Annotated in this window: 18 protein-coding genes and 3 pseudogenes; 6 read left to right on the plus strand and 15 right to left on the minus strand. The window is 65.2% G+C overall.

The window, feature by feature from the left end; all coding sequences use genetic code 11:
* Nucleotides 1-113: 113 nt before the first annotated feature.
* Genes gatC through IPK27_22650 form a run of 4 tightly spaced genes read left to right on the plus strand, consistent with a single transcriptional unit; the run spans nt 114 to nt 4,140 of the window.
* Entirely contained in the window at nt 114-407 is a 294-nt protein-coding gene (gene gatC, locus IPK27_22635; GenBank protein MBK8070302.1) for an Asp-tRNA(Asn)/Glu-tRNA(Gln) amidotransferase subunit GatC, read from the plus strand.
* Nucleotides 404-1,867, plus strand: a complete 1,464-nt coding sequence (gene gatA / locus IPK27_22640) for an Asp-tRNA(Asn)/Glu-tRNA(Gln) amidotransferase subunit GatA (protein ID MBK8070303.1) — start codon at nt 404-406, stop codon at nt 1,865-1,867. Before gatC ends, gatA begins: the two co-directional genes overlap by 4 nt.
* Nucleotides 1,864-3,297: an Asp-tRNA(Asn)/Glu-tRNA(Gln) amidotransferase subunit GatB gene (gene gatB, locus IPK27_22645; protein MBK8070304.1), complete on the plus strand. Its 1,434-nt coding sequence runs from the start codon at nt 1,864-1,866 to the stop codon at nt 3,295-3,297. The genes gatA and gatB overlap by 4 nt, the downstream gene beginning before the upstream one ends.
* 3 nt (nt 3,298-3,300) lie before the next feature.
* Nucleotides 3,301-4,140, plus strand: a complete 840-nt coding sequence (locus IPK27_22650) for a hypothetical protein (GenBank protein ID MBK8070305.1) — start codon at nt 3,301-3,303, stop codon at nt 4,138-4,140.
* Here the strand turns inward: IPK27_22650 and IPK27_22655 are convergent.
* From IPK27_22655 to IPK27_22705, 11 genes and pseudogenes are all read right to left on the minus strand, one after another.
* A complete protein-coding gene (locus IPK27_22655) occupies nt 4,137-4,427 on the minus strand; it encodes a hypothetical protein (protein ID MBK8070306.1) in 291 nt (96 codons plus the stop codon). The genes IPK27_22650 and IPK27_22655 overlap by 4 nt on opposite strands.
* Entirely contained in the window at nt 4,424-5,059 is a 636-nt protein-coding gene (locus IPK27_22660; GenBank protein ID MBK8070307.1) for a nucleotidyl transferase AbiEii/AbiGii toxin family protein, read from the minus strand. Before IPK27_22660 ends, IPK27_22655 begins: the two co-directional genes overlap by 4 nt.
* A gap of 160 nt (nt 5,060-5,219) precedes the next feature.
* Nucleotides 5,220-5,315 (minus strand): annotated as a pseudogene (locus tag IPK27_22665) (DNA-binding response regulator).
* Between the two features lie 154 nt (nt 5,316-5,469).
* A complete protein-coding gene (locus IPK27_22670; GenBank protein ID MBK8070308.1) occupies nt 5,470-5,889 on the minus strand; it encodes a type II toxin-antitoxin system VapC family toxin in 420 nt (139 codons plus the stop codon).
* Nucleotides 5,886-6,134 (minus strand): plasmid stabilization protein, encoded by a 249-nt coding sequence (locus tag IPK27_22675; protein MBK8070309.1) that lies wholly within the window; start codon nt 6,132-6,134, stop codon nt 5,886-5,888. Before IPK27_22675 ends, IPK27_22670 begins: the two co-directional genes overlap by 4 nt.
* A gap of 634 nt (nt 6,135-6,768) precedes the next feature.
* Nucleotides 6,769-7,488 (minus strand): response regulator transcription factor, encoded by a 720-nt coding sequence (locus IPK27_22680; GenBank protein ID MBK8070310.1) that lies wholly within the window; start codon nt 7,486-7,488, stop codon nt 6,769-6,771.
* 297 nt (nt 7,489-7,785) lie between these two features.
* Entirely contained in the window at nt 7,786-7,953 is a 168-nt protein-coding gene (locus IPK27_22685) for a hypothetical protein (GenBank protein MBK8070311.1), read from the minus strand.
* Nucleotides 7,954-8,102: 149 nt separating this feature from the next.
* Nucleotides 8,103-8,492, minus strand: coding sequence for a hypothetical protein (locus IPK27_22690; GenBank protein MBK8070312.1), 390 nt, complete (start codon nt 8,490-8,492; stop codon nt 8,103-8,105).
* Entirely contained in the window at nt 8,462-9,835 is a 1,374-nt protein-coding gene (locus IPK27_22695) for a hypothetical protein (GenBank protein ID MBK8070313.1), read from the minus strand. Before IPK27_22695 ends, IPK27_22690 begins: the two co-directional genes overlap by 31 nt.
* A 79-nt stretch (nt 9,836-9,914) precedes the next feature.
* Nucleotides 9,915-11,498: a hypothetical protein gene (locus IPK27_22700; protein MBK8070314.1), complete on the minus strand. Its 1,584-nt coding sequence runs from the start codon at nt 11,496-11,498 to the stop codon at nt 9,915-9,917.
* Nucleotides 11,452-14,382 (minus strand): proprotein convertase P-domain-containing protein, encoded by a 2,931-nt coding sequence (locus tag IPK27_22705; GenBank protein MBK8070315.1) that lies wholly within the window; start codon nt 14,380-14,382, stop codon nt 11,452-11,454. Before IPK27_22705 ends, IPK27_22700 begins: the two co-directional genes overlap by 47 nt.
* A gap of 150 nt (nt 14,383-14,532) precedes the next feature.
* On the opposite strand from IPK27_22705, the pseudogene IPK27_22710 reads away from it, so the two are divergent.
* Nucleotides 14,533-14,971 (plus strand): annotated as a pseudogene (locus IPK27_22710) (GTP-binding protein).
* Between the two features lie 371 nt (nt 14,972-15,342).
* Here the strand turns inward: IPK27_22710 and IPK27_22715 are convergent.
* The 3 genes and pseudogenes from IPK27_22715 to IPK27_22725 all read right to left on the minus strand — a co-directional run bounded on the left by IPK27_22715 (nt 15,343) and on the right by IPK27_22725 (nt 16,385).
* Nucleotides 15,343-15,680: pseudogene (locus IPK27_22715) on the minus strand (PIN domain-containing protein).
* 67 nt (nt 15,681-15,747) lie between these two features.
* A complete protein-coding gene (locus IPK27_22720) occupies nt 15,748-16,125 on the minus strand; it encodes a PIN domain-containing protein (protein ID MBK8070316.1) in 378 nt (125 codons plus the stop codon).
* Entirely contained in the window at nt 16,122-16,385 is a 264-nt protein-coding gene (locus IPK27_22725; GenBank protein ID MBK8070317.1) for a ribbon-helix-helix protein, CopG family, read from the minus strand. Before IPK27_22725 ends, IPK27_22720 begins: the two co-directional genes overlap by 4 nt.
* Nucleotides 16,386-16,651: 266 nt before the next feature.
* Between IPK27_22725 and IPK27_22730 the strand changes: the two genes are divergently transcribed.
* On the plus strand, nt 16,652-18,253 hold the full coding sequence (locus IPK27_22730) for a peptide chain release factor 3 (protein ID MBK8070318.1): 1,602 nt from the start codon (nt 16,652-16,654) through the stop codon (nt 18,251-18,253).
* A gap of 827 nt (nt 18,254-19,080) precedes the next feature.
* Here the strand turns inward: IPK27_22730 and IPK27_22735 are convergent.
* A complete protein-coding gene (locus tag IPK27_22735; GenBank protein ID MBK8070319.1) occupies nt 19,081-20,367 on the minus strand; it encodes an APC family permease in 1,287 nt (428 codons plus the stop codon).
* Nucleotides 20,368-20,401 lie beyond the last annotated feature (34 nt).

Raw genomic sequence — 20,401 nt, forward strand, 5'->3', positions numbered from 1 at the left:
GCAGCCCCTCGCGTCGAACTGCTTCTACGTGCCCCGTGCCCCGTGCCCCGCTCTGCTTTGTCCCCTCGGCGTGTTCCTTGCTATGTTGCGGCGCAATGCAAGCTGCCGTGTGAATGCCCGTGTCCGTCGACAGCGCCCGCGTGCGCGCCATAGCCGAGTTGGCCCGGTTGGCCATCCCCGCCGAGCAGGAAGCCGCGCTCGCAACCGAGCTGTCCGCCGTGCTCGATCTGTTCGAGGCCCTGGCCGCCGCGCCGGTGGACGATCTGGCGCCGCTGGCGCACCCGGGCGACCCGACCCTGCGCTTGCGCGCGGACGTGGTGACCGAGGGCGATGCGCGCGAAGCCTTCGCCGCGATCGCGCCGAGCGAGAGCGCCGGCTACTACCTGGTGCCGAAGGTGATCGAATGAGTGCCGAACTGGACACCGTCTGCGGCCAGTTGGCCGCGCTGGAATCCGGCGCCAGCACGGCCCGCGCGCTGGCCGAGCGCGCGCTGGAGCGCGCGGCGCACGCGCAGAACGCACTCAATGCGCTGATCAGCAGCGTCGGCGCCGATCACGCGCTGGCCGCGGCCGATGCGGCGGACTACAACCGCAAGGCCGGCCGCGCCGGCGCGCTGGAGGGCATTCCCTACGCGCACAAGGATCTGTTCTGCACCGCCGGGCATCCCACCACCTGTGGCTCACGGATGCTGGAGCACTTCGTGCCGCCCTACAGCGCGACCATCCACGAACGCATCGGCGCCGCCGGCGGGGTGCTGATCGGCAAGGCCAACATGGATGAGTTCGCGATGGGCTCGTCGAACGAACACAGCCATTTCGGGCCGGCGCACAACCCCTGGGACGTCAGCCGCGTGCCGGGCGGCTCCTCGGGCGGCTCGGCCGCGCTGGTCGCAGCGCGCGTGGTGCCTTTCGCCACCGCCTCGGACACCGGCGGCTCGATCCGCCAGCCGGCCGCGCTGTGCGGCGTCAGCGGCATCAAGCCCACCTATGGGCGGGTGTCGCGCTGGGGCATGGTGGCCTATGCCTCCAGCCTGGACCAGGCCGGCGTGATCGCCACCACGGTGGAAGACTGCGCCCGCGTGCTCGATGTGATGAGTGGCTTCGATCCACGCGACGCCACCAGCGCCGACCGGCCCAAAGTGGACGTCGATGCCGCCCTCGCCCGCCCGCTCGCGGGGCTGCGCATAGGGCGCCCGCGCGAGTGGTTCGGCGCAGGCATCGAAGATGGCGTCGCCGCCGCAGTGGAGGCCGCGCTGGCCGAGTACGCACGCCAGGGCGCCTCCATCGTCGATGTCGAGCTGCCCAGCAGCCCGTACGCGATTCCCGCCTATTACGTGATCGCGCCGGCTGAGGCCTCGTCGAACCTCTCGCGCTTCGACGGCGTGCGCTACGGTCACCGCTGCGCGGACCCGAAGGACCTGGCCGATCTCTACAAGCGTTCGCGCGCCGAGGGCTTCGGCCACGAGGTGCAGCGGCGCATCCTGACCGGCACCTACGCGCTGAGCACCGGCTACTACGACGCCTACTACCTGCGCGCGCAGAAGGTGCGCCGGCTGATCGCCAACGACTACGCGCGGGTGTTCGCGGACGTTGACGTGCTCGCCGGGCCGACCAGCCCGACCGTGGCCTTCAAACTCGGCGAAAAGCTCGCCGATCCGTTGGCGCTCTACCTCGCCGACATCAACACGGTGGGCGTCAACCTGGCCGGCCTGCCAGCCCTGTCGGTGCCCTGCGGGTTTTCGCAGGGCCTGCCGGTGGGCCTGCAACTGGTCGCGCCGCATTGGCGAGAAGACCTGTTGTACACCGCCGGGCATGGCTACCAGCAGGCGAGCGAGTGGCACCGCATGGCTCCGGAGATGGCGCGATGAGCAACTGGGAAGCCGTGATCGGCCTGGAAGTGCATGTGCAGCTCCAGACCGCCAGCAAGATCTTCTCCGGCGCCTCGACCGCCTATGGCGCCGAGCCCAATTCGCAGGCTTGCGCGATCGACCTCGGCATGCCGGGCACGCTGCCGGTGATGAACGCGGGCGCGGTCGAAATGGCCATCCGCTTCGGCTTGGCGATCGGCGCCACGGTGGCGCAGCGCAGCGTGTTCGCGCGCAAGAACTACTTCTACCCGGACCTGCCGAAGGGCTACCAGATCAGCCAGTACGAGCTGCCGGTGGTGGTCGGCGGCGGTCTGCAGGTGCGCCAGGACGACGGCAGCCACAAGTTCGTGCAGCTGACCCGCGCGCACCTGGAAGAGGATGCCGGCAAGAGCGTGCACGACGCCTTCCACGCCGAGACCGGCGTGGACTTGAACCGCGCCGGCACGCCGCTGCTGGAGATCGTCAGCGAGCCGGTGCTTTCTTCCGCGGCCGAAGCGGTGGCCTACCTCAAGACCCTGCACACCCTGGTGCGCTGGCTGGGCGTGTCCGATGGCAACATGCAGGAGGGCTCGTTCCGCTGCGACGCGAATGTCTCGGTGCGCCGCCGCGGCGAGCCGCTCGGCACGCGCGCCGAGATCAAGAACGTCAATTCCTTCCGCTTCGTCGAGAAGGCCATCGATTACGAGATCGAGCGCCAGATCCGGCTGATCGAGGCCGGCGGCAAGGTGGTCCAGGAGACCCGATTGTTCGACGCCAACAAGGGCGAGACGCGCAGCATGCGCGGCAAGGAATCCGCGCACGACTACCGCTATTTCCCGGATCCCGACCTGCCGCCATTGGTGATCGCAGCCGAGGACATCGAGCGCGTGCGCACGGCAATGCCGGAACTGCCTGCCGCGCGCCGCCAGCGCTACATCGACAGCCTGGGCCTGCCCGAGTACGACGCCACGCTGCTGACCGCCGACCGCACCGTCAGCGACTACTTCGAGACCCTCAACGCCGCGGTGCCCGCGCAGGCCAAGCTGTGCGCCAACTGGGTGCTGGGCGAATGGACCGGCGCGCTCAATGCCAATGGCCTGGCGCCGGAGCAGTCGCCCGTCGGCGCCGCGCGGCTTGCAGGGCTGCTGGCGCGCATCGTCGACGGCAGTCTGTCGAGCAAAATGGGCAAGCAGGTGTTCGAGGCGCTGTGGAACGGCGATGAGAGCGCCGATGCGGTGATCGAGCGGCTGGGGCTGAAGCAGGTCTCCGACACCGGCGCGCTCGCCGCGGTGGTCGACGAGATCATCGCCGCGAACCCGAAGCAGGTGGAACAGTACCGCGGCGGCAACGACAAGCTGCTGCAGTTCTTCGTCGGCCAGGCGATGAAGGCCACCAAGGGCCAGGCCAATCCGGCGCAACTGAACGAGCTGCTGAAGGCCAAACTGGGCTGACCCATGGACCCGATCCACCTGCGGGCCTGCGGCACCGGAATCCTGGTGCACCGCGACTTGTCCGGCCTGCCGGACATGCCCGACGCACTGGCGCCAGCGGTTCGCACGGTGGATGCCGAGCTGGCCGAAACCGGTGTGCGCCTGGCAGTGACCGACCATCTGCCGCTGACGGACCTGGACATTGGCGACTTCGGCGCCTATCGCTTCGATGCCAGCTGCGGCGCGGCCTGGATCCTGCGCCCCGCCGTGCGCCCCGAATGGCAGGACGAAGCGCTTTGGGGCCCGCTGTTGTTGCACGCCCTGGCCCACCGCGGCATCTATGTGCTGCACGCCAGCGCGGCGATCACGCCCGCTGGCCAACTCGTCGCCTTTGTCGCCGACAGCGGCGTGGGTAAATCGACCTTGGCGCGGATTGCCCGTGGGCTGGGCTGGCGGCGGGTCAGCGATGACCTTCTGCCGGTGGCGCAAATCCACGGAGAGATCGTGGCCCTGCCGCAGTTGCACCAGCCGAAACTGGCTGCGGCGGACCAGTATCCGCTGGATGCGCCCGCGGCCCTGCCGCTGCGGATGCTGGTCCACCTGAAGCGCGGCGATGCCTGCGCGCTGCAGCCCGCCGCGCCGCGCGATGCGCTCGACATCCTGCTGGCCAACACCGTCGCCACACGCACCTACGCCGCACAGACGCTCGCCGAGCACCTGGCCTTTGCGCGCGCCATGACCATCGCCGCCGACGGACCTGGGCTGAAGATCTGTCGCGGACGAATCGCCAGCCGGCCTGCAGACATCGAGGGAGCGGCAGGCGAGTTCCTGCGCCTCGCCGCGCAGGCCGTCGCCAGCGCTTAGGGCAGCTTGCGCTGGGGCATCGGCGCTGGCTCGATGTCCAGCATCAGATGCCAGTAGGCCCAGGAACGCGGATCGATGATGCCCGGCGGCGCGTGCCGCAGGGCAAAGCGCAACTCGTCGTCGGTCAACAGTCCGCGCAGGATCTGCATGTCCGCGGCCCGGGCGTAGCGGAAGGCGTAGGCCAGGAAACGGACCGGATCTGCCAGTGCCTGTTCCGGTGGTTCGAACCAGACCAGGCGTTGGGCAAGCTCCCGGGTCCGGTCATCTAGCGCCAGTGGGCCGATCATGGCGGCGGCAGCCGCGCAGGATCGCAAGCCCTGACCGCGAGCGCGAGATCGCGCCGCACCGCCTGCGGCAGGGTAGAGAGATTGCCGTCGTCGAAGTAGCACAAACTCTTCAGGGCAATCTCGGGAGCAAAACTCGGCTGGTAAAGCGCCCGTCCGGCACTCAGCAACTGGCCCAGGCTGAACCCGCCGAGGGTGATCAAGGCGTGGATATCGAGGTAATCCTTCGCCTCGGCTCGTTTTTGCACCACCATCGTCTTCATCCCGCCCAGTTCCAGCAAGTGGCCGAGTCGGAGGCGCGGCCGGAGAAGCATGCGGGGCGGATGGAGCTTCGGAAGGCGCGGCACTCCGAAGAACGAAACCAGGACTGGTCCCTGCCGCTCTACGCGGACAGTGAGTGTGTTGCGCTCGATCTGCAGCGGCTCGCACCCGGAAAGAAGGCTCACCTTCTCGACCAAGTCCGTGGGATCAAACTCGGTTCGGGCGAAAAAGTCGAAGTCGACACTCTGCCGATGGCCCAACTGCAGGGCGATCGCCGTGCCGCCATACAGAACGAACTCATCCGGGACGGCGGAAAGCTCATCCCACAGCTGGCGCTGAGACGCGGGCAGGACGGACAGATGGAGATCCGACATCGACCTGGGCGGACTTGCGCCTGTCAGTTCGTGGAGCGCGCAGCCTACGTCATGGGCTGGCGCCGCTCAATCGATCGCCACGACGCGGCTGCGCAGACGGCACGGTCGCGATGCAGGCTGGCCGCAGCCAGCCCGCACGCTCCATGCCATCAGTTGCGGCTCAGGCCGCCGCGGACTCCGCATCCAGGTCCGCCAAGCGATAGCCGGCGCTGTGGATGGTGTGCAGCAACTGGCGCTGGAAGGGCTTGTCGATCACCTCATCGACTTGCAGGTAAACCCTACCCCCATAGCGCGGCTCCGGCGCGCGTGGAAAACGGCATTGCAGCAAGACCGATCGCGCCGGCAGCCGCGGCTTTTCGCGGCAGGCTGCTGGCTGATGAGGCGATCCGCGTCGCTGTTTCCACCCGCCATCAATCGCCCCAAGGGTTGACCACATCAATGCCACAGTCTTCGAAATCCCTCACGTTGCGCGTCGCCAGGCCCGCACCTCGCGACCTGGCGATTGCAGCGATCATGGCGTCGAACTGGCTGATGGGTTTGCCCGCCTGACGCCTGGCCGCGGAGATCTCTGCGAACGCGTCGGCCGCGCCGCTATCGAAATCCAAGGTCTGGCCGGAAAAATCCACGTCGAAGATGGCAAGCGCGGCGCTCCAAAGGCCTTGCCTGCGCAAGCCCTCCGGCAGCAGTCGCAACCCGAAAAGCACTTCGCCGCGCGTCACCGACGTCGTGAAAAGCGATGACCGTGGCCGCGAACTCAGCCAGGCCAACACTCTGGGTTCCGGCACAGGCCGCAGAACCTCCGACAACACATTCGTGTCGATAACGATCATCGGTCAAGAATCAGCGGTTCCCGCGACGGTTCCCGCGACGCAATCTCCAGGTTCACCCCACCCAAAGGCTCGATCCTGGCGCGGATAGCATCGACGATCGACGGGGTCCGTGCAGGTTCGGCCGACAATGCAGCACGCAAGATATCGCGTGCCTCGTCTTCCATCGACCGACCATGCTGCGCGGCCTGCACACGCAAACGCGCCTTGAGTCGATCATCGATGTTCCGAATCGTCATACTCGCCATGGACACCCCCATGCATCATTGATGCAATGTTAAGCATTGCCTGCATCACGAGCAAGTCGAGTGAGCGAGTTCACGCCCGCTGCCGTCCACGCGTTTGATCGCGTCGCCTCACTCGACGCGACGCGTGCGGGAGCCCCGCTACGAGAGCCATGCGACGGACGCAACCCGGGCACGGGCGTCCGCCGGGTTCAACAGTGCTGAAGTGTCGCTCCGCGCGACGCCCGGCGGGCCCCGTCGCGAGCCTCCGAGTCCATCCACGCGACCAACCTGACCGCACCTATTGCCACCGCGCGCGCATGCCGCAATGCGTCCTGAAGCGGGTCGTCGGAGAGGAAACTGCACGGAAACGCCATGTCCGCCACACGCACCAATCGGAAGGCACGAGCCAAGGAATCGAATGGGCTCCGCGAACGCCTGTTCCGCCGAGGACGAACTCACCGGGGACACCGGAGATCTCGTGACACAGGACCCGCCGCGACGGCGGCGTCAAAGACAGAGGTCTCGGTCATTCGTTGACTCCAGCCTGTTTGCTGGACCAATCGAGGGAAATCAGCCTAACCCAAGGCCGATCCCCCTCAACGGACGTCATGACCAACTCAAGTCGAGCGTGTTGAACGCGAGCGTCACACGGTGCCTACGCCGCCGCGGACTCCGCGTCCAGGTCAGCCAGGCGATAGCCGGCGCTGTGGATGGTGTGCAGCAACTGGCGCTGGAAGGGCTTGTCGATCACCTTGCGCAGGTTGTAGAGGTGCGAGCGCAGGGTGTCGCTGTCCGGCAACATGTCGCCCCAGACCTCACGCTCGATGTCGCGGCGCGAGACCACGCGTGGCGATTCGCGCATCAGGATTGTCAGCAGCTTGAGGCCGATCGGCGACACCTGCAGGTCCTTGCCGCCACGGGTCAGGCGCAGAGTTGCCGTGTCGAGCACCAGATCCCCCACGCGCAGCACGCCCTGGCTGACCTGGCGGCGGTCGCGCCGGATCAATGCACGGACGCGCGCCTCCATTTCCTTGATCTCGAACGGCTTGACCAGGTAGTCGTCCGCACCCGCATCGAGGCCAGTGACCTTGTCCTCCAGTGTGTCGCGCGCGGTCAGCATCAGCACCGGCGTCGACTTTTTGGCTTCCTGGCGCAGCCGGCGGCACACATCCAGCCCGTCCATGCCCGGCAGCATCAGGTCCAGCACGACCACGTCGTAGCTGTTGCTGGTCGCCAGGCGCAACCCACTGACGCCATCCGCAGCGTAGTCAACCGAGTAGCCCCGGCGCTCCAGGAACTCACCCACCGTCTCCGAGATCGCCCGGTTGTCCTCGATCAGCAGAACCAGGCCCGATTGCTCTTCACGCTTGCTCATGTCGGCTCTCCGCACCCGACCACCGGGTGTCTTCACGGATGTGAAGATACGTGGCCAAACATCGTGAAGACGTGAATGCCGGCGCATCCATCATCGTTCATTGGCGAACAATCGCACGCGAGAGTTCAGCCTGCGGGCGCACGAAAACCACGGCCGGCCGTTTCGGCGCCGCGGGACGCCTGCGCAGGTGATGGGCCTTACAGGGGGTTGTCGGCAATTCTTTTGCGAGTCGCAGCCGGGACGTCCGATGCGCCGGACCTGGCGAGCAGGGGAATCCAGGGGCGAGGGGACGCTGCGTCAGGTGCGGAAAGTGTTCGGCAGGCCGCTCTCGTCAACGCCCACAGAGCGCCCCAAAGTCATCAGACGCAAATCACCGAGGTAAGACAGCAGCGGTGGCTGGTATGGAACCAAACGTCGCTCGCTCTGTACCTCACCGCCAAGTTGCTGATCCTTGAGCTCGCTCATTCTAAACCTGCCATTTGGTCAGTGATTCTGTCGCTTATCCTAGCGAGACACCGCGCCGCGGGCGATCGTGTACGAGGCGGTCTGCTAACGGGCGTAAAGGTAACACGGGTGAAGCGAACAGTGCCATTGCCGATGGCGCAATCAAAGTCTCATCGGTCGGGAGCGTCGTGGGCACCCACCTCGAGCCCACGCATCCACGCGCCCAGGCAAGCCAGGCGAAAGAGCAGGAAGTCCTGACGTCTCGTGGGTTGACCTGCTGCCAGCCGGGCACGCACCTGGTCAGGATCGACAAGGCTCCCCCAGATGGATTCGGAATCGATGACTGCGCTTGCAAACGCAGCCGATTCACGTCCGTGAATGTGCTCGTGAAACAGGGGTAACAGGCTGCCCTGCTTCGGTCGTTCAGCCCAGCGGGCGGGGAGAACCCGGGAGACAGCGCGCCGGGCGATCCACTTGTCCACGCGACCGCGGACGTGCTGGTACGCGGGCAGGCTGAGCGCGAAACGGATCAGTCTCCAGTCGCGATAGGGATGGCGCATCTGGAACCCGTAGCGATCCGAGTGCACGCCCTCACAGGCGGCGTCGATCGCCGAATAGGTTCCCAGCACGTAACTGGCACGCTCGGGGATGGCCACTGCGCGAATCGTGCGATATCGGCGGCCAAGGCTTCGCGCGCATAACTCCGCCAACGGGGTTGCATCCAGTCGGCATCGAGAGGAGGCACGGGCCAGCGCAATAGCCGGCGTGTCAGGTGGCGCCAGCCCGGCTCGCGCCACAGGCCCCGCCATCCCCGGCTGCGAATGACGTCGCGGTAAACCCAGAACACGACGTCCCATCGCCGGTTCTGCAGGGCGTGCGCCAGCCAGCGCACCGGTCCCGGGTTCCAGTGATCAGCATAGTGTCCGGTCAGCACCACATCGACTTGATTGGCGGCCAGAGCCTCATACAACCTGGTCTTCAGCGGATGGTAGGGGTTGACGAACGGGTAGCCAGGGTCGATGCCCTGGCGGGTCGGGTCCAGCGTGGGCGCAGGTTCACTGCTGTCGAAAGTGGTGCACGCCATGCCCAAGGTCTCGCACAGCTCGGTTGCGAGGGCGCGCTCGTCGATGCTCCCGCCGAATCCGGTCCCATAGGTCACGGCCAGCGCAGTGATCCGGATTCCAGGAGGCAGCAAGGCGGCAATGGACGAGGAGCCAGGCCTCCTGAGTGTCAGTCCGATCCGTCCGGCGCCAACGACGTTGCGCGATACCGAGGTGGCGAGCAAATGTCCGAATTCCGACGCAGCCTCGTCGTCGGGCATCGCGAATGCCGCCGTGTCAGGGTCGAAGGACAACTCGGTACGGCGTGTGCCGGAAAGGTCAATATCGACCCGCTGGCCCGGGTCGACGGAATGTATCGACCGATACAGGGTGCGACCGCGGGGAGGATCGACGAGGGCCAGATGGGCCGCCAGGTACTCGTCGTCGAAGCGCCTGTCGAGTCCTGGCAGCGCGAGGAGAACGAACTCCCTGGAAGCGATCAGGACGCCCGACTGGAGGCGGGTCCACACGAGAGGTTGATGACCCAGTCGGTCTCGCAACAAGCGCACGGACTGCCTCTGCGGGTCCAGTCGCACCAGCGCCGATGGCAGGTCCGACGGAACTTCCCAGTCCTGGAACTGCGGATGTTGATGCGCGTCGACCAGGCTGATGCAGCCATCGTCCGAACGATGCAATGGATCCGGCTCGCCACGCCGCACTTTCGCCGCGTGTACCTTCCAGCCATCACCTTCGGCATCGAAGCGGTCGTGTGCGGGAGCCATGAAGCCGCCCGCGGCGCTCACAAGCCTGCGCCAGGTACAGCCGTCGATAGTGGCTCCGGCAAAGCCGAGCCAAGCAAGCAATGTCGCCAGTCTGCTTCCCTCAGCTCAGGGGATTGGGCCTCAGGAATACTGGCGCCCCGGAGACATCCGGGGCGCCAGCTCATTCCGCGGCCGGCGTCATGCGCGCTGTCGGATCGCCAAACAGCGACATGCCCAAGATCACGTCAGTCATTTCCGGCGCCGTCGACCACACCTCGGCCTTGGCTTCGTTCAGCGCATCACCGAGCCGCATGCCCGGAATGGCCAGACGCGGCAACAGCGCCTTTGCAATTGCCTCGTCACTGGCGGTTTCAGTAAGTGAGCTCGACGCGAGCATGGCGCGAGCACCCTTGCCCAACGGCAGAAGCCACGCCTGATTCATGGTCGTGTAAGTCGGCTCAACGAAGTAACCGCCCCAACAACCGAACTCCGCCACAACCGGCGAGAAGCTGCCACCGGTCAAAATGGTGGGCAAAGACGCAGCTTCAATCAGGTTTTCGCGTGACCAAATGGACGGCGAGGCGTGACCGATAAAGACCGCCAAATTGCGTCCGCTGTTAACGTGGCTGGCGAAGTCCGCGCGAGCAGCCTGCGTGCCCGCTGACGTTGCCGCGTAGTCGTCGAGATAGACACGGCTTGCACCAGCCTGCCAAGGCGGACCAAGGGTGGCGAGCAAGGACTCGGCGGTATCCCGATAGACAATGCGCTCGGCTGGATTGCTTCGTTCGGCTGCAATCACGACCGATCGTGCACCGGCAGGGGTGGCTTCGAGAACCTTGGCCAGCATGCTTTCCAGCTCGGCGCTGGTCCGTGCCGGCAGCCTACCGACCGCAACTTCGGGCAAGCCGTCGCGGTCGACGTCTCCGAACTCGCTGTCCACCGGGGCGAAGTTGACCCGGGCATGCGTTGCGCGATAGATCGTCGGAACGTCGCTAATGCTGCCGAGACCCAGCCGGTCGAAATAGTCATAAGTGTCGCCGCCAACGATCAACAGATAACGAGTCCCCAACTGGGCGTGGGCATCTGCCACGAAGCGACGGATGCCGTCCGGATCGACGATGCCGCCGCTGTAGTGCTCATAAATCTGTTTCACTTCGACGACGCGAACGGTGAGCCCTTCCGCGATGCGTGCTGACACCAGCGCATCCACCGATTGGGCGAATCGCGCGCTCACAATCAAGAGCAGTTCAGCATTGCCACCCTGCAGGGGATGTGGCAGATGCAATGCCGGAACGACTTGCGGCTGGGCCGCGCGGCTGCGCTCGGCGATGAGAACTGGGTAATGCAACGGTTCTCCATTCGGATTGAAGCGCAATCCAGGCCTTACATGGGCTGTGTAATGCCCCCCCTGCGCCGATACTTCGAAATCCACGAGTTCGATTGGGGAACCATCGACGATCTGCATCGCCACCAGATCGGCGCTCTGGAAGCCGCCTGCCACAAATTGTTCGCATCCACTTCCGCAAGCAGGTGACTCGACTGGATCGCCAATGCCATCGGCAAAAATCGCCTCTGGTCGGCCCTCCATTTGCGCGATATCCACCAACGCCACGCCGTCGCGGGCAGAATGCTCCGAGCGGAAGGACAGCTCGACGGATTCCACATGAATTCGGTCGATTGAGCGGCCCGTCGCCAGCAGCTCCAAGCGCACGGTATTGCTACCCGGCTGAAGAAGTCCGGCCGGCACGAGGAAAGGTGCCCACATGGCCGCTAATACCATCGAATGAGCCCTCGCCGATTGGACTACCGTTGATCAGAGCACGATAACGATGATCCGGCGAGATTTCGACATAGGCCGACCCACCCCACAACTCAATGCGCAATTGTGCGGTCTCGGCAATCACTGCAGTAGATGGTAAGTCAATAGACCATTGGCTTGCCCCGCTGGCACCATTGCGCGCCACGAGATCGAAGTACCAAGGATCGCCGATAGGAGATGCGGTGCCGTAAAATCGGTTGCCATCGAGTCGAGACGTCGCGGGGCCGCGCACTGACGAGAGACCGGCAATTGGGGTACCCGGTTCGGTTGCCCAAGCCGATCCGCCGGCAGCGACTTCCAGGTGATAGGGCCGGACGTTGGTGTAGTAGCTGTCCTCAACCGCTTCGCCGTAAAATTCGAGCACGGTATCACCACCCACCGTAGCTGGGTTGCCCAGCGCGCGAACGGGAACAATTCGATCACCGTGGCGGAGCTTGATTGCGGCAACTGTCTGGCCCACGAGATTGACGCCTGCGGCGGCGATATCGGAAGCGCGGACTTGTTGCAGACCGGTCTTCGTCACACGGATCTCAGCCGAGGGCGCACCCGCGCCACGTCCGAGTCGCTGGCGACGATCGAAACCCTCGTGGGTGGCGGCCTGCAGCCTGGCCTGTGCCCATGGCGCCGGCTCCAAGCGCGGCTTGCTGCCGAGCGTCTGCCCGATGGCATAGGGACCGAAACGTTCACGCATGCCATCAACCGACCACTCTTCGAGGTAGATCGGCGCATCGGAGCTAGTGGTGAATTCCTTCAGATACGACTGAGGGCGTGTTGTGTTGCCGAGGACACTGGCAACCGGATCACGGCCCAAGGGCTCGATAGAACCATCAGCCTGTCGCTGCAGGACCTGGAAGCCAAGCGTGCCAGTCTCCGTCGCAGTGGTCCAGTCAACAGCAATACGCGAGGTATCGAGGCGGGCCACGCGAACTTCTGCCAATGTCACCGGGAGCGTCCCGGGCGGCGCCTGCCAATCCTCCACTTCGCCGTCGCGCGCATACCCCCCCGAAGCGGGGCCACTCACACTGACGAACGAAGGATCGGTGGAGAGCCGGAGACGAATTGCATCGGCGTTAGGCACCGTCACACTCGGCACGTTCCAGACAAGCACAACGTTGCCGCTGAAGCCGCTGGCTAGATTGGGGGTAGCGAAGCTGCCGCCGGAACCGCCAAGCGTTGGCTCAGATCGTTCGTTGCTGTCGAATGCACCGTTATCGTTCCAGTCGATCCACCCGACCAAATTGGCTCCGGTACCTGCATTGTTCGTCGCACTGACTTGCAGGCAATATTGACCGGGGCCAACGGTGACCGGTCCGCAAGTCATGCTTGTCGCGTTGTAGGCTTGAATTCCGCCAGTGCCACCGACGATGGCATCCTCGTCGGCACCAACACCGTCGTCGCTGTCGAAGGCGGTGCTGGCAGTCCCAGAGGACTCGCCGTCGGGTGGATTTGCTCCGAGGTGAAGCAACCGACTGCCGAGCAAGTGGCGTGGCCCGCCCGCGGCAAAGGTTGTGCCGTAGGTCGACGGCGCGTCGCCGTAGTCGACGGCGCAGAAGCTCAATGGACTCAGCCAGACGGCATGCAAAAACCCCTCCCTGGTCTTGTCGCCGTGACCGAAAGTCACGCGTACCCGGTCTACCGGACTGAGGAACCGGTAGGTTGCCTCACCGGGTGCAAGCGCGTTGTCAGCAACAAGTGCGTCTGATTCTAGCCAATTGCCGTAGAAAGCAAGATTCGTATCGATCGTATTGACGAAACTGACGAACACGGGCACTGGCTGTGTGGAGGCACCCAAGAAGCCTTCCATCTTGGCGATGTCTTCGTAACCAGCTGTAGTACTCGGTGGAGTGCTGGTGTGGATGTCGCGGATACTCATTTGGAAATCGCGAACGGCCAGCGGCTGATCAGCGCTATCGCGAAGAACGAAATCTGCAAATTCGATGTCGTTTTCTCCGCCACCAGGTGCCGGAATGGCGCCGCCCGTACCCGCGGTTGTCCTATATCGGTAATGCCGACTATTAGCGGGCACGTTGACACCCGCGTCCGCCCGTAACGTAAAGCTTGCAATAGTGTCAGTATCCCCCGGCGCCTGACCGCTATTGCTGAGTTCGCGGAAGCGCACGTCATCGCGTGTGACTGTGAAGTTGAACGTGGCATCCTCGGTACCCCCGGTCCAGTCATAGGAGGCGGTCGTCGAGCAGACCTGGGCCGGAGGAGACGGATTGACTTGACGCAGCACCAACTGGGCCGACTGTAGACTCCCGCTGTTGAGGCCAGGACCCACATCGTCGCAAACGCGCAATTCCCAATTCGTGTTGGCAACGTTGCCGGTATATGCATTGATGGTAGCCGCGGGGACGCTGACAAGCCGCCGATAAGGCAGCCTGAAATTTGCGTCTGCTGCCTCGTGATCATTATCACCGTCGTCAAGCGGTGCTGGCCCTGCTAAGCCTGCGCGCGAACCGTCCTGGTTCTCCGTGAACGTGACATTGTAATGGTTGTCAGTGTCGCCGCTACTGGCTGCCACCAGATTCGTGTCCCCACCCGGTCTGACCAAGCGTATTCGCAGATCACCCCGGTTGTTGTGCCTTGCCAATACCCCAACGCTGATCGAAGCGTTCGTGAAACTCACCGAGCTTGGTACGTTAATCGTCCCGGCAGTAGCGAAGGCCGTGAAATCACCATTACAGAGCGGTATCGCTTGATTGGTGTTCGGGAAGTTGAACACGTGCACGATGGAGGGAACCTGTGCTTCCGCACGCAGGCCCACGAGGCCCACACATAGCGCGAGCAGGGCGCCAAAAAGGTGCGATCGCCAGATTGCCAAGCTCATAAAACGTCCTCACTTGTCAAAGTTGCCGCTGCACTGGGGGCGACAAAGCCCTACGCTCAATTGTGCCCCCGCCAGCGCGCCGTTGTCCATCACCCACACAGCCCACTTGGCGCAATCTCGCAAGACTGCAACCGCTGCGCGCCTTTCAGGATAGGCGAAAGGCGGCAGGTGGTGCGCTTTGGATTTGCGATCGTCTCCCATCCGGATGCCGGCAAGACCACGCTGACGGAGAAGCTGCTGCTGTTCGGCGGGGCGATCCAGATGGCGGGGTCGGTGAAGTCGCGCAAGGCGGCGCGGCATGCCACCTCTGACTGGATGGCGCTGGAGAAGGAGCGCGGGATCTCGGTGACGTCCTCGGTGATGCAGTTCCTACGCCGGGCGGATCGTCAACCTGCTGGACACGCCGGGCCACGCGGACTTCTCGGAGGACACCTAGCGCGTGCTGACTTCGGTGGACTCGGCGCTGATGGTGATCGACTGCGCCAAGGGCGTGGAGGAGCGCACGATCAAGCTGATGGACGTGCGCCGGCTGCGCGACACGCCGGTCATGAGCTTCATCAACAAGCTGGACCGCGAGGGCCGCTCGCCATTCGCAGCGTCGTGCGCGCAGGCGTTGCATGGGATGATCGTGCCGGCGGCTTTGGCAGTGGCACAAGCGCCCGGCGTCGCATGGAGGTGGCTTTGTAACCGAAGCTCAAGGCCCCGCGTGCCCGGCGGGCTGGACCTCATCGCCGGTACGCGGAGGCTGTCCGCCCTCGCGCGCCATGATCGCGTCGAACCTGGCCAGATCTGCGCGGCTCTGTCGCTCCAGGAAAAACTGCTCGGCGGTCATGAAAGCCAGCTTTTCAGCCACGGCGGTCGCGACAAACTGGTTGGCGCTGGTGCCGTCCTGCTTGCTGACCCTTTCGACCGCGGCCTTGATCGAGCGTGGAAGACGCAAGGGAAAAGTTGAACTCGTTTTCATCGCAATCTCGTCAACGCCTCCGACGGTAGCAACAGTTCGATTCCAAACCTGGCCGGGGCTTTCGCGAAATCGCGCTGATTGAACGTGATCAACGCGTCTGCGCTGCCGTTGACTGCCGCCTCCAGGACCATTTCGTCGGCCGGATCACGCAGCTGCGGGCGCCACGAGTAGTGGATCGCAACCGGTCGCACGATCACAGCCAGTGCATCGAGGAAGGCCTGTGCATCCTCCCGAGGCTCGCCGCCAAAAGGCGTTCGTCCTCGCTGCACTTCGCTTCGTACTCGAGAAACAATGGGACACTGACCAGGAGAATCAGGCGTCCATGCCGGGCCATGCGCAACAGTTCTGCCGAAGCGCCGGCCGGGCTTCGCAGGCACGCGATGAGGCCCACAAACGCAGAGTCAGAACAACACGAGCCCGAACTTCTCGAACGGCGCGAAATCCCCACGGTTGAGCGTCACGAATTCGGCGCCGACGTTGATCGCGCAGGCGGCGATCAGGGCGTCGGTTCGGGTTCTGCGGTTGCGGCCGGTTGCGTTGTACATCCTTCCGGCAAGATCGGCGGCGGCTTCTGTGACCGGCTCGATTCGGCCAGCAAGGACGGCACGGGCTAGCTCCTTGTGTTCGTCGCTGACCGGGCCGCAGACGAATTCGTACCAGACCAGCGCGCAAGCGGCGGCTGGCTGGCCCTGCTGAATGCGTTTGATCGCCGGATGATCCTCGCGCACCCAGACTGGCAAAGCAATCAGGCCGTTGGTATCGAACTGGATCCGGCTCACGAGCGGCGCTCATCGGCTTCGAGGCGTGCCGCGCGCGCCTCCGTGGTGAGAATCCGAAGTTGACCCGCGTCCATCGGCACTGCGCCCGCCCGAAAACAATCGAGGGCCTGCTGAGGCGTCAGGCGAACCGCGGCCCGCTCCACCGCGGCGCGCACCGCGCGCCGGACAACTCCGGCTTGGGACGTGCCCCACAGTTCCGCCAGTCGACGCAGGGCTTCGATGGTGTCGCTGTCGAGGCTGAAAGTCGTGCGATGGGCCATGGCCGCAATCCGATGTGATGGCATATTGCGATGGTATGCGCTCAGATCCTGGGCGAGCAACCCGAGAAAGACGAAAATGGTCGATTCAGGAGCGCCTGACTCGACCAAGACAGTCTGTTCGGCGCCCGTTGACCCTTCGACGGGCTCAGGGGATTAGCAGCGGAGCGACCTCCGCTACAGGAATGCGACAAGGACCATCATGGACTGGTCGCGACGTGCGTGTCGCTCCTACAATGCGCGCCCTTTTTGTATCTCCTGCCGAGTCCATGTCCGAACACCTGCGCGAAACCCGGCGCCGCCGCACCTTCGCGATCATTTCGCATCCGGACGCCGGCAAGACCACGCTGACGGAGAAGCTGCTGCTGTTCGGCGGGGCGATCCAGATGGCGGGGTCGGTGAAGTCGCGCAAGGCGGCGCGGCACGCGACGTCCGACTGGATGGCGCTGGAGAAGGAGCGCGGGATCTCGGTGACGTCCTCGGTGATGCAGTTCCCGTACGCGGGGCGAATCGTCAACCTGCTGGACACGCCGGGCCACGCGGACTTCTCGGAGGACACCTACCGCGTGCTGACGGCGGTGGACTCGGCGCTGATGGTGATCGACTGCGCCAAGGGCGTGGAGGAGCGCACGATCAAGCTGATGGACGTGTGCCGACTGCGCGACACGCCGATCATGACCTTCATCAACAAGCTGGACCGGGAAGGCCGCTCGCCGATCGACCTGCTGGACGAGATCGAGAGCGTGCTCGGCATCCAGTGCGCGCCGGTGACCTGGCCGATCGGCATGGGCTCGCGCCTCAAGGGCGTGTACCACCTGCTGTTGGACGAGGTGCATATATATGAGTCGGGGCGCAATTTCACGCGCCAGGACTCGACCATCTTCAAGGGCCTCGATGCGCCGGGCCTGGAAGAACGCCTGGGCAGCGATGTGCTGCGCGAATTGCGCGATGAACTGGAACTGGTGCAGGGCGCCTCGCACCCCTTCGACCGCGAGGCCTACCTGTCCGGCAAGCAGGCGCCGGTGTTCTTCGGTTCGGGCATCAACAATTTCGGCGTGCAGTTGCTGCTGGATTTCTTCGTGGAGCACGCGCCGCCGCCGCGCCCGCGCGCCACCGAGACCCGCACGGTAGATCCGCTGGAGGAGAAGTTCAGCGGCTTCGTGTTCAAGATCCAGGCGAACATGGATCCGCAGCACCGTGACCGCGTGGCTTTCCTCCGCGTCTGCTCGGGGCGCTACGAGTCCGGCATGAAGGCCTGGCATGTGCGCGCCGGCAAGGAGTTCAAGCTGGCAAATGCGCTGACCTTCATGGCCAGCGACCGCGAGATCGCGCAGAGCGCGTATCCGGGCGACATCCTGGGCATCCACAACCACGGCACGATCTCGATCGGCGACACCTTCACCGAGGGCGAGGTGCTGAAGTACACCGGCATCCCGAACTTCGCGCCGGAACTGTTCCGCCGCGCGCGCCTGCGCGATCCGCTCAAGCTCAAGCAGTTGCAGAAGGGCCTGACGCAGTTGTCCGAGGAAGGCGCGACGCAGTTCTTCAAGCCGCTGCTGGGCCACGACTTGATCCTGGGCGCGGTGGGCACGCTGCAGTTCGACGTGGTCGCCTACCGGCTCAAGGACGAGTACGGCGTGGAAGCGGTGTTCGAGAACGTGCAGATCCATACGGCGCGCTGGATCGGCGGCGACGACGCGAAATCGCTGGAGGACCTGGAGTCCAAGGCGATGCAGAACATGGCGAAGGATGCCTCCGGCGCGCTGGTGTACCTGGCGCCGACCCGCGTGAACCTGCAGCTGACCGAAGAGCGCTATCCGAAGCTCCGGTTTGCCGCGACCAAGGAGCATGCGCAGCCGGTGGAGATGTAGGCGCATTTGTGGGTTCGAACTTTGTTCGAACGCTTCTGCCCCGGATGGCACGACCAGCCCTGAGCGTCCGGACAAGGTCCGGACCCACGGGGGCTCATCGCCGCGTTGCCCCGCGGATGTGAGGGCATTTGTGGGTTCGAACCTTGTTCGAACGCTTCTGCCTCGGATGGCGACCAGCCCGAAGCGTCCGGACAAGGTCCGGACCCACGAGGGCTCATCGCCGCGTCGCCCTCGCGGATGTGGGGGCATTTGTGGGTTCGAACCTTGTTCGAACGCTTCTGCCTCGGATGGCACGACCAGCCCTGAGCGTCCGGACAAGGTCCGGACCCACGAGGGCTCATCGCCGCTTCGCCCTCGCGGATGTGGGGCATTTGTGGGTTCGAACCTTGTTCGAACGCTTCTGCCTCGGATGGCACGACCAGCCCGAAGCGTCCGGACTAGGTCCGGACCCACGAGGGCTCATCGCCGCGTCGCCCTCGCGGATGTAGGCGCATTTGTGGGTTCGAACCTTGTTCGAACGCTTCTGCCTCGGATGGCACGACCAGCCCTGAGCGTGCGGACAAGGTCCGGACCCTCGAGGGCTCATCGCCGCGTCGGCCTCGCGGATGTGGGGGCATTTGTGGGTTCGAACCTTGTTCGAACGCTTCTGCCTCGGATGGCACGACCAGCCCTGAGCGTGCGGACAAGGTCCGGACCCTCGAGGGCTCATCGCCGCGTCGCCCTCGCGGATGTGGGGCATTTGTGGGTTCGAACCTTGTTCGAACGCTTCGGCCTCGGATGGCACGACCAGCCCGAAGCGTCCGGACAAGGTCCGGACCCACGAGGGCTCATCGCCGCTTCGCGGCCGCATACATCAACGCACTGACCGCCAGCGCCACGCCGATCGCGATCCACTCCTGGGCACTCAGGGAGGCCAGGATGACGCCCATCGCGGCGACGCCGATCAGCGGAATCAGGGGCCCGCCCGGCAGATGCATCGGCTCCTCGTGGGTACGCGAGTCGACGCGCTGCAGGCGCCACGCGGCGAGGCAGACGAACAGGTAGAGCAAGCCGACGGCACCACCCGACACCAGCGCCAGCGTCGCGAAATCGCCGGTCAGCGCCAACGCCAGCGCGACCGCGGCGTGCACGATCACGGCAACGTGCGGTACGCGCGTGCGCGGATGCACCGCGCCCAGCGCTGCCGGCAGCAGGCCGTCCCGGCCCAGCGCGTACAGCAGCCGCGAGTTGCCGAGGATGTTGCCGTGCAGGTAGCCGAGCATCGACAGGCCGGCGCCGAGCAGCAACAGGGTGAAGCCGGGCGTCCACAGCGCGCCGGCGGTGCTGGCCAGCGGCGTCTTGTCGCCTGCCAGCGCAGCGCCGAGAACGCCCTGCGCCGACAGCTGCAGGCCGACATACAACAGGATCACGAATACGATGGCCACCAGCGCCGCGCGCGGCACGGTGCGGCCTGGATCGCGCACTTCGCCGGTCGGCACCAGCGCGCTCTCCATCCCGGCGTAGGCAAACAGCACCAGCACCATCGCCTGGCCCCAGTGCTGCCACGCCGGCCATGCGGGCACCGTGAGCTGCGCCGGCTCGATGAACCAGATGCCGAGCAGGACCAGCAGCACCAGCGGGGTGAGTTTGGCAGCGGCCAGCACTCCAATCGCGCGCGCGCCGAGGCTCACGCCGCGCAGGTTGAGCGTCGCGAACAGCCCGAACAGCAGCACCAGCAGCAGCGCCCGCGCGCCGCCCTCGCCCGCCGCCGGCCAGACACGCGCGGATTGGTCGACCAGCGCTGCGGCGACGCCCGCGCAACCGGTGACATTCGAGATCCAGGTCAGCGCGCCGAAAGAGAATCCGGCGAAGGGCCCGAAGGCATCACGACCATAGCTGTAAGGGCCGCCGGTGGCGGTCGCACGGCTGCCGGCGGCGGCGAAACACAGGACCACCGGCACCATCAACAGAGCGCCAAGCACGAATGCGTACGGCGCCGCGGGGCCCAGGGTATCCGCCAGGCGCCCCGGCAGCGCGAAGATGCCGCCGCCGACAATGATGTTGACGATGGCCGCCGCCAGCAGGGTGGTGCCGAAGGCGCGGACCAGGAGTTGTTCGCTGGCGGTTTGGGTCATGCGTCGACGGCCACGGCTGGGGGTCGCGCAGCAT

The organism is Rhodanobacteraceae bacterium, assembly GCA_016713135.1.
In the GTDB taxonomy this organism is placed as follows: Bacteria; Pseudomonadota; Gammaproteobacteria; order Xanthomonadales; family SZUA-5; genus JADKFD01.

Coding starts and splice junctions, on each gene's coding strand:
- IPK27_22700 (MBK8070314.1), bottom strand. CDS start 11,498: ATGTGGGCACCTTTCCTCGTGCCGGCCGGACTTCTTCAGCCGGGTAGC.
- gatA (MBK8070303.1), top strand. CDS start 404: ATGAGTGCCGAACTGGACACCGTCTGCGGCCAGTTGGCCGCGCTGGAA.
- gatB (MBK8070304.1), top strand. CDS start 1,864: ATGAGCAACTGGGAAGCCGTGATCGGCCTGGAAGTGCATGTGCAGCTC.
- IPK27_22730 (MBK8070318.1), top strand. CDS start 16,652: ATGTCCGAACACCTGCGCGAAACCCGGCGCCGCCGCACCTTCGCGATC.
- IPK27_22725 (MBK8070317.1), bottom strand. CDS start 16,385: ATGGCCCATCGCACGACTTTCAGCCTCGACAGCGACACCATCGAAGCC.
- IPK27_22735 (MBK8070319.1), bottom strand. CDS start 20,367: ATGACCCAAACCGCCAGCGAACAACTCCTGGTCCGCGCCTTCGGCACC.
- IPK27_22650 (MBK8070305.1), top strand. CDS start 3,301: ATGGACCCGATCCACCTGCGGGCCTGCGGCACCGGAATCCTGGTGCAC.
- IPK27_22690 (MBK8070312.1), bottom strand. CDS start 8,492: ATGCGCCATCCCTATCGCGACTGGAGACTGATCCGTTTCGCGCTCAGC.
- IPK27_22660 (MBK8070307.1), bottom strand. CDS start 5,059: ATGTCGGATCTCCATCTGTCCGTCCTGCCCGCGTCTCAGCGCCAGCTG.
- IPK27_22685 (MBK8070311.1), bottom strand. CDS start 7,953: ATGAGCGAGCTCAAGGATCAGCAACTTGGCGGTGAGGTACAGAGCGAG.
- IPK27_22705 (MBK8070315.1), bottom strand. CDS start 14,382: ATGAGCTTGGCAATCTGGCGATCGCACCTTTTTGGCGCCCTGCTCGCG.
- gatC (MBK8070302.1), top strand. CDS start 114: ATGCCCGTGTCCGTCGACAGCGCCCGCGTGCGCGCCATAGCCGAGTTG.
- IPK27_22670 (MBK8070308.1), bottom strand. CDS start 5,889: ATGATCGTTATCGACACGAATGTGTTGTCGGAGGTTCTGCGGCCTGTG.
- IPK27_22680 (MBK8070310.1), bottom strand. CDS start 7,488: ATGAGCAAGCGTGAAGAGCAATCGGGCCTGGTTCTGCTGATCGAGGAC.
- IPK27_22675 (MBK8070309.1), bottom strand. CDS start 6,134: ATGGCGAGTATGACGATTCGGAACATCGATGATCGACTCAAGGCGCGT.
- IPK27_22655 (MBK8070306.1), bottom strand. CDS start 4,427: ATGATCGGCCCACTGGCGCTAGATGACCGGACCCGGGAGCTTGCCCAA.